Below are 12,720 nucleotides of genomic sequence, written 5' to 3'. Positions count from 1 at the left end.
AAAAACAACGGTATTCTATCTCTTACCAAGAGATATTAAGCCGACGCTTACCGTGGCTAATCTCGTTTTTATTTGAACTTTTTGGCAATTTAAGTTTTGCAAGTGCACTAAAAAGCGACTGGACGGCAACAAACCCGCATTCCTCTAACACTGGCATATTTTTTAATATTGGCGTAGAAATCGAACAGCTTATCTTTCAACAAATACCGTTATATATCATAGGAATTATGGTTTCATTTTGGTTTATTCAGCGAGTTTACATCGTATTTCACTAAACTTGAGATGGCTAATTTTCAGATTAAAAGCCTTTAAATCTAATTAGCTCAAGTGAGAATGGTATGGATGCCACCTTTATATTAGCAAATAGCTAGCCGTTTCATTAACTCCGCAGCTTTGGGATAATAATGAAAAAGACCAATGAGCTAAAATTATACGGGATTGACTCTAATACGTTACTTATAACTATCTAATATAGAATAGCTAAACGACTTTATTTATTACTGAGGACATTTCAGGGACAAAATTAGCTAATTATTATATCAATCTAGCATATCCTAAACTAATCATGACAGCTTAAATATCACTCTCATCAGTCAAATTAGTATCAAAAAAAACAATCATAATCTATAAAATCAACATAGTTATCACTAATAGTTCAAAACACTATACATAACAATCTACATGCATATAATGTCAAAAAAATACTTCTAGGTTTTATCTATGTACACTTGCCATAATTGTGATACCAGTTTTTCTCAATCAGAGTGCCCAAGTTGCGATGCGATCGCCATACCATTAATTGATCCATCACTAAACGAACTAGTTGCCGTTCATGCTGTCACTTTAGAATTAGATATTGATAAGAAAAAACAAACGATTGTTCCAAAATTAGGTATGTTATGGCCATTACAAAAAGAAGACGTTTCATATAATTTCATTAAACAAGTTGAACTTAAATTTAAACGTAAAAATAAGTTCCATAGCTATTATGAAAAAAACACAGACAATAAGATTCCATCTCATATTCATAAATATATTCAATCATCAGCATCTCAAGAAGATTTCAAGCTTTTAGTTAAAAGTATGACTTCTGAATTAACTGCAAAAATTTTTGAGACAGGAGTCCATAAAGTTAGTAGTTGTAAAATAGTCTTCATGCATTATCGTAATACAAAAAATGATGACTTTGGCAAATTTTTAGCTGTTATGGTTGATACAAAATTAGGTTTTGATTTTACAACTGATAGTTTATTGTTACCAAAATCAGCAGCACATATTAATCTAGAAGCATTAAAGCAAGCAGTATCAATTAATATTGATTTATTTAGTCAATGTTATCCTAATACTCTAGAGTCAGAAGCATATTTAAAATTTATTAGAGGTTCATCATCAGCTGAATATTTCAGAACAGCTTTCGGCTGCAAAGAAAAATCAGACAATGGGCAGTCTTTACAAAATCTGTATGAAGCAATATCTCAATTTAGCGTTATTAACGGATTATCTTCTGATTTTGAAGAAAATGCCACTAGCAAACTAACAGGCTTGTTAGCAAAAACAAAAAAATCAGAGACAACTTCTTTCTCATTATCAGAAGCTGCTACCGTTATCGAGTCAGAACTGCCTAAAGAATATGAGCACCTAAAAGATACTTTTATTACGTTTGTTAACGAAAATGAACTATTAATTAATTATTATATTGAACCAACTCGAAAACAAATTGAAGACCAACATTGGATTGATTTATCTGATGAAGATCATGGGCTTATAGCAAAACTTCATTGTAACAATGAAATAGGTAATTCAGGCGATGGTAAGGATGTCGAATATAATAAACAAACTAAACGTTTAGAAATTCGAATAAACAACTCTAAACTTCGCGAAAAAATACTAAGAATGATAGAAAAATCAGGTAGTTGATATGACAACTCTTCACAAATTACATTGTCGACTTGAAAATCTTATTATATCTAACGAAGATACTAGCGCCCTTACGTTTGAATTAACTGAAGATTGTGACCAACCATCAATTTTAAATGAATTTAAAGAGTTGGGCTACACTTCACCTAGTAGACCTATTAGAGATAACAAATTACGCTTTAAGATCGGGAAAACAGCCTGGAAAGTACAAGTCTTCTATATTGGTGAAGAGCAAATATTTGAATACGCCGATACTCATGGGGAGCACCCATTAAATTGTATGTATTTCAATCCAACTAACAACAAATTATTCGTCTATTCTGAAGAGTTAGAAATACATAAAAAAATAACATTATTTTTAGGGTTTCGTTCTCTACTTGCAGAATTATCTGATCACTCTATCCCTGAATCTGGAAAGATAAAAGGGTCTCAGAAAGTAGTATTACTTGTTAATAATGATGATGGAGGAGCTAAACATTCAGTTCAAACAACAATAGATTATGAGGATTTTAATAATTTATTCATTAAGATTAATTTGGATAATAGTTTAGACTCATTATCCAAATTAAAACAATGTATTGAACTAGACGATCAACAAGACAAAGAGCGTAAAAACTGTATGCGCTCTGCTTTTGATTCTTTAATACAAACACTTAGTGATAGCAATAATATTTTCACATATTGTATGAGTAATCTTGTTAAATTACATAAAATATATAATGAACACCATAATATATTCATAAGTGATTTTAAAATAAATAAAGTAATTCAAGAGATAAACTCTAAAGATTTAGAATACACGGGTAAAATAAATGATATTACCTCTTCAGCTCAAACTAAAGCTTTAGCTATTCCTGGTGCCATGATTGCTATTAGTGCTGTAATGAGAGTCGACAATTTAATTAATGCAATTGGTGTTGTAGTTGCACTTTTAGCTACTTGTATAGTAATACACTCATCGCTGAATATATATAATTGCTCGTTCAAACATATAAGAAAACAAATAACAAATGTATTTTCTCGGTATCAAGTTTTAAACCAAAAATCTGAGATAAGAGAAGAAGCAGAAAAAACAGAAAAAGACTTATCAAAAATGGTTGATAAAGCTCAATCTAGCATGTCTTTTATTAAAAAAATAATCTGGTCTATTTGGCTATTTTCTATACTTTTTGTCTGGCTTAAAATGAACCCACAGTTCATCACTTATTCTATCTCTTTTTTAAAGACTTTAACGCAGTATTTATAACTTAAAAAAGCGTTACGCATCACGCTCAGCCCTTCACCACCGAAAATGATCTAAATTACCAACCTCGGTGGTGGTGGCTAAGAAGGCCAGAAAATTTTTATTTCCCGAGAGTTACACTCGTTTGATCTTTTTGATGATTTAAAAGAACCTATAAATGATTTATCCTCTAATATAAAAATATACACCCCCAAAGTAAGTCTCCTACCCAACAATAGTAAGTTCATAATAATTGACTAATATCAATAGAATTGAAAACATTCACTAATATGATTGCAACGTTTAAAAATGATATTAAAATTAAGGACCTTTTTTATTGTCATTAATCGGAATTATATATTTTTATGAACATAACCAATTCAATTTACGGAATTCATCATTATGGTCAAAAAAACGCCGGATTAGTATTACATAACTTTTTGTTAGCATTTGATGACACATTTAATAAAAAAAATAATGCTAGATTTAAAGATTTTTAAAAAAAACAATGATGTTTCCAGGTGGACTATTTTTAGTGATTATGTTCTAAATGACAAAAAAAACCAAATGATGTTATAACATTTTCAATAATGCCTGCAACAGCCGAATTTTATAATCTTGGTAAGCAAATTGAAATATGGCAAGAAAATCAACCAGATAATAATTATCACAAACAACTGTTAAAGGTTTATAATATTCTTCTAAATGAGGTCCATAAAAATGGAGCTAATCTTAAACACATTCGTAATATAGAAATTGTTTCTTCTTTATCTGCATATATAGCATTTCAAATATGTTCTGAGCTAAATATAGATATCATTGGTTGGTTTTCTGATAGTTATGGCTGTCCTTATTCTCTATGAATCGGGTTCGTCTTGCTAATTTTGTTAGTACAACATGCGAATAAGGAATCAAACATGTTCGATTACAACAGCTACCCTACTGTAAATATCTCTTATGCCACAGAAAACAGCTTAAACGTGACACCGTCACACTATAAAAGTAAACAGGAAAAGCAACTACCAGATTCACCGCCACCAGCAAAAACTTATGCTGAACTTAATGAGCAATCAACACATCTTTTGATTAGTCACGTTGAAGTATTAGAGATGTTTCAAATCACAAGTCGAGCAACTATTTATAAGTGGCGACAAACACGCGGCTTCCCTGAGCCAGTCACACTGATGCCCTTACGTTGGTTACGTTCTGCTGTTGAAGAATGGAAAGATAATACTAGTCGGTTTGGAAAACGATTTTAGAAGCAGAGCGATCTTGGTGAAAGATCGCTTTGTTTTTTTAATAACATTCAATAATCATGCTTAAATCTTTCATCAGGGCTACTCGAAATATTCCTCATTTTCGCCAATTCATCTTCTTACGGGACGAGCAATTGAGCGTATGCAATCTGAGCCGCTTGTGCTAAAGTCAAAATGACAGCTATAAATCCCAACAATTTTACCCACGATTTTTCCATTAGGTTATTTAACTTCTGAGACCAGTTATAGTTAGATACTTTTACACCTTTTTTTTGCAGCAAAAAATACATTGATTGGAACCAGTAAACCTTAGACATTGTAGACTTATGAAGTCTAACAAACTCTTTATCTTGGAAAGCTTTAACTTCTTCTTCACCACTAAGATTATCACGATGATTACCATCATTTAAATTTTGCAGAGTTTTCATTCTTGGGTGAGCAATACTATCTTTACCATATTTTTCTATAATTAAGCTAGATAAATTATGTTTACTCGTGTCTTGGATTCTTACACCTCTCTCACCGGAAAGTACTTCATATCGATGAGATAAGGCTTCAAAGCCGTAGTTGATATTAGACATATTCCAATGCAGCCACAATGCACCATTATTATCACGAACAAAAGAATAAAAATCAGTTAGCATCTGTTTTTCTAATTCATTGTAGTTCTCAGCAATCTTATCTCGGCCTATATGCAGCTTCTCGGCAACAAGGTGAATTGAAAAGCTATGCATTGTATGACTTTGAAGATGTAGTGCCGCGATAGAGGTTACACGAGGTGAAATATTTTCATTGTTGTCATTTAAATTTTCACACGAATAATGAATCACATAGATATTATGCTCATTCACTTTTAGAAACTTAAGCTTTTCTTTGATGCTCAATGAAATCACCCAACCATAACGAATTGTTTATAATAGTAAATTTTAATTATACCACTATACTCCACAACTTGAATATTGTATTTCGACTCTTACGCTAGTTACGTTCTGCTGTTGAAGAATGGAAAAATAATACAAGTCGATTTGGAAAGCAGTTTTAAAAATAAAGCGATCTTGGCGATCGCTTTATTTTTTTGACTTATAATTTTGAAAAGTAATCAAAAGTTTATCTTTTCACTAAAGAATGTTCTTTTATAAACTCATCTTTAACTTTATCTATTAACTGAATCAATTTAATACTAAATCGCTCAGACACTGATTTATGAGCGAATATTCTTATAAAACACTTAATTGATTGATATCGATATAATTTATCATTAGCATCCTTAAATTTTGTAATAGCATATTTTCCATCAAGCTGTTTTTCAAGGAGTTTTATCTCTGTCTTTGCTATATCTTTAAATGCGTTATCAGTCATAACATCAATAGTAAACATTGAGTCATCAATATCTTGATCTGCTATTAATTTGTTTATTATTGACTTCAATAAATTTACTTTATTATTGTCAATTACATCTATAATACATAATTTTGAAGGATATATTTTTGATTCATAGACTTTACGCCACGGCTTTCTAGAAATAATATCATTATTAATAGTGACAGCTGATTTAATATTACCAATCAACAACTCTAACTGTTCATTCAAGAAATAATCATCTGAATTATCAAGATAAAACTTTTGGATTTGTTCAATATAGGAGCCCTGTTCAGCATCAGTGGGTAATGTAAAATCAAACAATGCCACATCTGAATTATGTTTTTTTGAAAGCTCGCAAACTTTACTCAACATAGACGAAAAAGAGCGATTTGTTTTATGATAATAAACTTGCCCAAACAAATTTGCCCGTGCATTAATAAATTCAACTATCGAATCTAATCCGCTTTCTTTGTAAGCTAAAAAGACTTTATTTTCAGCAACAACAGGAACCATAGACATAAACAGTCTATTATGGTCGTAAATACCACACTTAACTCCAGAAAAATAACTATCCCTTAAAAGATAATCCATTCGATCTGCATCAATAGGACAGGAAGATATTATTGACGTAAACAATGGTAAAACATCTACCATACAACCATTTAATTCTACAGAAATTTCCTTCTGATAATCCTTTTCTATGATAGAAAGAACATTATCAATATTTATTTTACAACGCTTTTTTTCAGGTAAACTCTCATAAATAATTTTAGCAAAAAGAAGAGACATATGTTCATGTTCTACATGACCACCATCAGCAATTAAATCAACAATTTGAGGATAGTTATCACCAAAGTAACTTTGGAATTCCGCTTTATTACACATAAAAGAGTCGAATTGATGAGACATAGGTCCATGACCGATATCATGCATTAAAGCTGCCAATCGAAGCTCTTGTATATTAGATATAGGTAAATTAGAAAGCTTCGTAAAAATAACATCATCGCCATACTTTCTTTTATAACGATGAGCATTTATCTCCATATTATCTAAAATCTCATAAGCTAAATGCATCACACCTAGAGAATGTTCGAAACGACTATGCATTGCAGAAGGAAAAACTTTGTAAAGAAATGTATTTTGCTTGATATTCCTTAATCGTTGAAATAATGGATGATCAATAAAATCTAATTCTAATTCTGTCAGACGAATTATACCGTGAATTGGATCTAGAGTTTTTCCCGTAAGATTTGTATCAAATAGCATGCTATACCTAAAAATCAGAATAAAAGAACACCTTAGCACCTTGATGCATACCTTGTAAATCAATGGCTAACATTAAATAAGGATAAGCAACTCATAATATATAGAATAACTTTATATATCTAGTTTTCCTGCATACGTACTGATTTCCAAATTCATTACCACAACCCCAAACAGCTTCAATTAAAAAAATAACCAAACAATCTACCTCAAATAACTATCCAGCTTCTCCGCATATCCTTCTAGCTGACCTTTCAACCAATCATATTTGCTATAAACAAACAAAAAAGGCCCATATAGGGCCTCTTCTACTATCACTGCTTCTTCATCTGCTTAAACCGCGCATCTTGCAGCTTTGCTATCTCTGCAATACTTTTGTTCACACTACTCGATATCGCCAGTAACTCGTCCACACTGAATAAGTTTAGATCGTTAAACAATTGGGCAAGATGTGATTTACTAATTATGAACGCATCATTAGGGATCATCTTTGACTCTATAGCTTGACCATTTTCAATAACGGTCATAATTCTATAGCTCAATGGTTCTGCTGCTGGTTTCTTTGTGAGTTGTTCAGCCATTTGATTAAAGGCATTGATATAAGCTTATTTAACTGCCGCTGCACGTTTTCCCGTAAATCCCATTACGAGGAACATGAAGCCATCTTTCGTCATTTGGTAAACTTTAGAGTCCCTAACAACAACGCCTGCTGTGATTTTTTTCGCGTGGGCGCAAAAGTTCGCTGACGTAAAAACATCTGAACAATCAAGAGATTCAATCTTTTTAAAACGTCTTTGTGTTGTTTACTGAAGTGCTTCGATACCGTTAATGAATCAGTGACAAGTTCATTAGTATCAGAGATGAAAATAAGATCTGAGGGACTGAATTGCGCGATAGGCAAAGCAGATTGGGTAGGCATGATAACCTCCTGTAGTAATGATTTGATCACCACTCAGAGGTACTAATCGCTGGGTGGCGAACTGAGTAAGGTTAGTACTACCGCCTACAGGAAACGGCCTACCCTAAGGTAGCCTCACTCAGCCCACCATAATTCAGGTGTGTGAGTTCGCCGCAATAAAAAACCAGCATAAGCTGGCGTTATTACGCCTGTAGTTCGTGCGGGGTACTAATCCCGATACCAGATTTTGCTGGTTATTTTTAATATATAACACACAGGGACTTACTAAGTCAACGGATAATACTGAATATTATCCGTTAGAAGTTTGTTGATTTGGTAGGTAGCCTTGGCTTGTCCAACACTTCGGATAGGTGTCGGCTGTGCGACACATATCCTTATCTGTTAGTTTAACTTAAATCACTAAAGTCTAAATTTACTATCATTTTTCGGATTGAAAATGATTTTGATTTGGCATAATAAAATAGCTCTTGGCATAACAAATCAACGATAAATGCTCCAGATAAGACAACATAATGTACTTGGCCAAAGTCACCAGTATCACCTTCACTCCTTGCTACCATATTCTTGCTTTCAAGATAAGATAATTCATTCTGGTAGTTAGCATCTGAAACATTTAGGATTTTCTGAAATGCAGTAACCTCTAAACCTGCTGATTCGTAATCACAAGGAATATCATCTTTACGCTCAAGTAGAATTGCTAACACCTCACGAGAAAGTCTTGGCAACGCCACCAACTCATTAGCTAAATTTTTAACGTTGCGTAACCTTTTTCCTTCATCTAATTCTCCACATTCGGCTTCAGCGTATGACTCAAATGAATTAATGTCATTCAAAGTAACAGTAGCTACTTCTTCTACATTGTTATAATAAGAAGTATCATAATTTCCATCCTCATCCGGTAATTCAAACTCTGAAAGAAGATTAACCATGCTGTTACTAAACAGCTTAAGCACTTGCTCTACTTTTTGGATATCGAGATATACAATTTGGGATGCAATATCGTTAAGATCAATAATATTACTTTCTGAGAAATTTAATGCACAGTACTTAGCGTCTGTCAGGGTATATGAGCCTTGTTTGTCACCTAATACTAAAATACAGAGTTCATCGTAGTCCGACTTCTGTTGAGCAGTAATGTTATCTATTGTTTTCGAAACTTTTGATAGCTTTTTATCCGATGTGACTTGATATGCAACCCTTCTTTTTTTGTCACCAATATCTAGCCCAGGCTCGTTAACTCGGTCTGCGTTTAAGTTTACAAGGTTGAACCCAAAAACAATATTCAATAAATCACAGGCAAAATCTTCACAATATTTATTAATGTCATAGAATCCCAATTTGGAGCGAAGCCTGACCGAATTCTGTAACTGCGATATAGAATCGATAATCTCACCGATGTATTTTCCTCTTGAAATCATACTTACCTCATTTGTTAAACTAACGCCGCATTAAGTAGTGAGCAACACTATCACCTGACTAACCCTTACACCGTAAACACAAAACTCAACTTGAATTAAAAACGCCGAGTGTTGCGAATCTGTCTTAAACGCTTTGTTGAACGAAGCCGCTGCGCGGCAGAGTAAAGCAAATAGCGATTAAGCTACCTTTAATACTCCTTTTAATAGGAGTATTAAAAATGAATAACGAACCTTGCTTTACTTATTTGCGCGACTAAAAAAACAGGGCTATTATACTTATTAATGCATATTGAATCATGACACGAGTAACACTTTGTTACTCTAAAAAGCAAGAAGATGGAAAAGTGTTTTCAGTTGAAATTACAAGTTCAAATGCATAAAAAACTAACCCAAAATCACGTTAATACGATATGAATGAGCCTTTGTTCTAAGTAACTTTGGGCATTTTCGAGTTAGAAACTATATCCAACACGGCTTACGTCAATAATCAACAAACCCTACCTCAAATAACTATCCAGCTTCTCCGCATATAACTCATACCCTTCTAGCTGGTCTTTCAGCCAATCATGTTTGTTATAAACAGCTAATACCCCACCTAGCTCATGACCTAGCATCTTCTCAACCACATGTGGCATTACACCTAATTCTGATGCGCCGGTGGATAGCGAACGTCTAAAATCATGAGTACGCCAATCTTCAATAGGTAAACTATCTCTGATACGGCGGATATAACGGTTAGCCGCTGAAATAGTTATCGGCCTATCAAGATCACCATCAGGGAACAACACATCATCATAAGTTGCCATTACCCTTTCGAGTATCGCACGCGCTTCAATTGGAATTGGTCGTCTTATTGGGGCGTTGGTACACGAGTACCGACTACAGGTGCTTTACCTACGTGTTGTCTTTTAATACGGTCGAAGTCGGTTTTTTCAATAATGAACTTACTCTTTACAGCAATAACGATACCACTACTAATAACCCCTACAACACGCGAATAGTAGATTCCCTATCGCCCTCGCGGGCATTCACTGTAGGGAATGACGAGGGGGACGCTTTATTTTCCCTAAAAACTTGCCTCTATTAGGTCAGTTACGGGATACTTAGCTTTATAACGTATTGCTTTAAGAAAATATTAAGTTGATATGCAGCGTGTCATGGATTGCAGTAACTTGATATTGAGCCAACGGCTTTTGGGAAAACTATGAAAAAAACCAACGAACCAAGCTTATACTGGATTGATTACGAAACCTTTGGTGCCAGTCCAGCGAATGATCGCCCTTGCCAATTTGCAGGGGTGCGTACCGATATGGAGATGAACATCATCGGTGAGCCTTTGGTGATCTATTGTAAGCCACCAGCCGATTACTTACCGTCACCTGAAGCATGTTTGATTACGGGGATCACGCCACAAGAAGCAATGGAGAAAGGTTTATCAGAGCCTGAGTTTATTGCGCAAATTCATGCTGAGCTATCAAAGCCAAATACCTGTGTCATTGGTTATAACAATGTGCGCTTTGATGATGAAGTGACCCGTTATACGTTATACCGTAACTTTTATGATCCTTATGGCTGGGCGTGGCAAAACGGTAACTCTCGTTGGGATTTACTCGATATCATGCGTACTTGTTATGCATTGCGTCCTGATGGCATTAACTGGCCAACAGATGATGAAGGTCGTCCGAGCTTTAAGCTTGAGAAGCTCTCTATCGCCAATGGCATTGAACACGCGAATGCCCATGATGCTATGGCTGATGTGTACGCCACGATTGAACTGGCGAAGATTTTAAAGCACAACCAACCTAAGCTGTTTGATTACCTGTTTGAGTTGCGTCATAAGCGTAAATTACAAGATCTGATTGATATTGTTGATCTCACCCCTATTGTGCATGTATCGGGTATGTTTGGCACTGAATGTGGCAATACCAGTTGGATCGTACCGATGGCGTGGCATCCTGATAACAAAAATGCGGTGATCTGCGTTAACCTAGCCCAAGATCCGACCCCATTAATTGAACTTGATGCTGATCAACTGCGTGAGCGTTTATACACTAAGCGTATCGATCTTGGTCCTGATGAGTTACCCGTCCCGATTAAAGAAGTGCATTTAAACAAGTGTCCTGTTCTTGCCCCTGCCAAAACCTTAAAAGCAGAAGATGCGGCGCGATTGGGAATTGATCGTGAGTTATGCCTTAAACATTTAGCGTTATTAAAGCAGCACCCTGAAATACGGGCTAAATTGCTGGAAATGTTCAGTGTTAAACGTGAATACGCCAATAGTGATAACGTTGATACCATGCTTTACGATGGTTTCTTCTCAACCGCTGATCGTTCTACGATGGATATTATTCGTGAAACTGAGGTTGATTCGCTGGCTACATTGGAAATCAATGTTGAAGATGAGCGTATTAAACCGCTGTTGTTCCGCTATCGTGCACGAAATTACCCATTAACACTCACCTATCAAGAACAGCAGCGTTGGAAGCATCATTGCCAAGATTTCTTTGAACAGAACATGACTAAGTACATGGAGAACTTTGAAGCAGCTGCACTCGATTGCCAATCCGATGAAAACAAAATGAAGATCATGAAGTCGTTATATGACTATATTAATAAGTTAATGTAATTCATGCTGTTACACATTTAAAAATCCAATAAGCTCATCATAATAATCATGTGATGGGCTTTTTTATTATTAATAAGACTGGTTATTTGATGATTGTGGTAATTACGTCAACACTTAATGCTATCGAGTGAGGTTGTATTCGAAGGGCTTACAAGTAGGTGGATGATGACAACGAAAACGGCAATAAAATGTTATCGCTTTGAAGGTATTGATTTTATCCCTGAAGATAGACTACTTCGATGGCATGATAATCAACAAACCCTGTTAACTGATAACGAATCCCGTTTTTTAGCCTCTCTTTGCCATCTGGCAGGAGAAGTTGTCAGTATTGAGTCGGTATACCGTTATACCTTTATTTACCCTAATGCATTCGAAGATAGCGGTGATCATCATTATGATCTCAATATTCTATTATTATCACTGTCTAAAAAATTATTTCGTCATGGAAAAATGGCTATACCTGTCTATATTATCCCTAATTATGGCTTTCGCGTGTCATTACCCAATACCGCAGCAGTACGCAATGAAACCTCGGTATTAAAAAAAGCGCCATCATGGTCAAACATCACAAAAAAGCACACCAGAAAACCGTTCCATTTGGTAATAAAGACTAATTACGCAACCATTTGCACGATAATAGTTATTACATTTACACTACTGATTAGCGGCTATATTTTGACAATCAAGTAACATTAATGCTTGTTTTATCAACAGAAACCAATATAGTTCATTAACCG

13 protein-coding genes are annotated in these 12,720 nt (G+C 34.6%); 7 read left to right on the top strand and 6 right to left on the bottom strand.

What is annotated here, in order from left to right:
- Window positions 1-17 precede the first annotated feature (17 nt).
- The 5 genes from C9J51_RS08055 to C9J51_RS08035 all read left to right on the top strand — a co-directional run bounded on the left by C9J51_RS08055 (window position 18) and on the right by C9J51_RS08035 (window position 4,398).
- Window positions 18-275 (top strand): HupE/UreJ family protein, encoded by a 258-nt coding sequence (locus C9J51_RS08055; protein ID WP_082301556.1) that lies wholly within the window; start codon window positions 18-20, stop codon window positions 273-275.
- 445 nt (window positions 276-720) lie between these two features.
- Window positions 721-1,917 carry a nucleoid-associated protein gene (locus C9J51_RS08050; protein ID WP_107274957.1) on the top strand — a complete coding sequence of 399 codons (1,197 nt, stop codon included), beginning with the start codon at window positions 721-723 and terminating at the stop codon, window positions 1,915-1,917.
- A gap of 1 nt (window position 1,918) precedes the next feature.
- Window positions 1,919-3,163 (top strand): hypothetical protein, encoded by a 1,245-nt coding sequence (locus C9J51_RS08045; protein ID WP_045040725.1) that lies wholly within the window; start codon window positions 1,919-1,921, stop codon window positions 3,161-3,163.
- A 566-nt stretch (window positions 3,164-3,729) separates the two neighbouring features.
- Entirely contained in the window at window positions 3,730-4,002 is a 273-nt protein-coding gene (locus tag C9J51_RS08040; protein ID WP_045040487.1) for a hypothetical protein, read from the top strand.
- A 54-nt stretch (window positions 4,003-4,056) separates the two neighbouring features.
- Window positions 4,057-4,398, top strand: coding sequence for a helix-turn-helix transcriptional regulator (locus C9J51_RS08035; protein WP_052668155.1), 342 nt, complete (start codon window positions 4,057-4,059; stop codon window positions 4,396-4,398).
- 116 nt (window positions 4,399-4,514) lie between these two features.
- Here the strand turns inward: C9J51_RS08035 and C9J51_RS08030 are convergent, their stop codons facing one another.
- From C9J51_RS08030 to C9J51_RS08005, 6 genes are all read right to left on the bottom strand, one after another.
- The gene (locus C9J51_RS08030; RefSeq protein ID WP_045040488.1) at window positions 4,515-5,279 is read right to left on the bottom strand and encodes a hypothetical protein; all 765 of its coding nucleotides are present in this window, start codon (window positions 5,277-5,279) and stop codon (window positions 4,515-4,517) included.
- Between the two features lie 223 nt (window positions 5,280-5,502).
- Entirely contained in the window at window positions 5,503-7,023 is a 1,521-nt protein-coding gene (locus C9J51_RS08025; RefSeq protein ID WP_107274956.1) for an HD domain-containing protein, read from the bottom strand.
- Window positions 7,024-7,334: 311 nt separating this feature from the next.
- Window positions 7,335-7,601, bottom strand: a complete 267-nt coding sequence (locus C9J51_RS08020; protein ID WP_045040489.1) for a hypothetical protein — start codon at window positions 7,599-7,601, stop codon at window positions 7,335-7,337.
- 24 nt (window positions 7,602-7,625) lie between these two features.
- Window positions 7,626-7,799: a Rha family transcriptional regulator gene (locus tag C9J51_RS19625; protein ID WP_244907451.1), complete on the bottom strand. Its 174-nt coding sequence runs from the start codon at window positions 7,797-7,799 to the stop codon at window positions 7,626-7,628.
- Window positions 7,800-8,325: 526 nt separating this feature from the next.
- The gene (locus C9J51_RS08010) at window positions 8,326-9,357 is read right to left on the bottom strand and encodes an SMEK domain-containing protein (RefSeq protein ID WP_052668160.1); all 1,032 of its coding nucleotides are present in this window, start codon (window positions 9,355-9,357) and stop codon (window positions 8,326-8,328) included.
- 497 nt (window positions 9,358-9,854) lie between these two features.
- Window positions 9,855-10,163, bottom strand: coding sequence for a tyrosine-type recombinase/integrase (locus tag C9J51_RS08005; RefSeq protein ID WP_052668162.1), 309 nt, complete (start codon window positions 10,161-10,163; stop codon window positions 9,855-9,857).
- Window positions 10,164-10,561: 398 nt separating this feature from the next.
- Here C9J51_RS08005 and sbcB point away from each other — a divergent pair, with 398 nt between their 5' ends.
- Together sbcB and C9J51_RS07995 are read left to right on the top strand one after the other, a co-directional pair.
- Window positions 10,562-11,983 carry an exodeoxyribonuclease I gene (sbcB, locus tag C9J51_RS08000; protein ID WP_045040490.1) on the top strand — a complete coding sequence of 474 codons (1,422 nt, stop codon included), beginning with the start codon at window positions 10,562-10,564 and terminating at the stop codon, window positions 11,981-11,983.
- Window positions 11,984-12,145: 162 nt separating this feature from the next.
- A complete protein-coding gene (locus C9J51_RS07995) occupies window positions 12,146-12,673 on the top strand; it encodes a hypothetical protein (RefSeq protein WP_146144928.1) in 528 nt (175 codons plus the stop codon).
- Window positions 12,674-12,720: the final 47 nt, after the last annotated feature.

The sequence above is a fragment of the Photobacterium iliopiscarium genome, assembly GCF_003026395.1.
GTDB lineage: Bacteria > Pseudomonadota > Gammaproteobacteria > Enterobacterales > Vibrionaceae > Photobacterium > Photobacterium iliopiscarium.
Note: the sequence above shows the minus strand (reverse complement) of the source record. Positions and strands in the feature narration are given on the sequence as shown.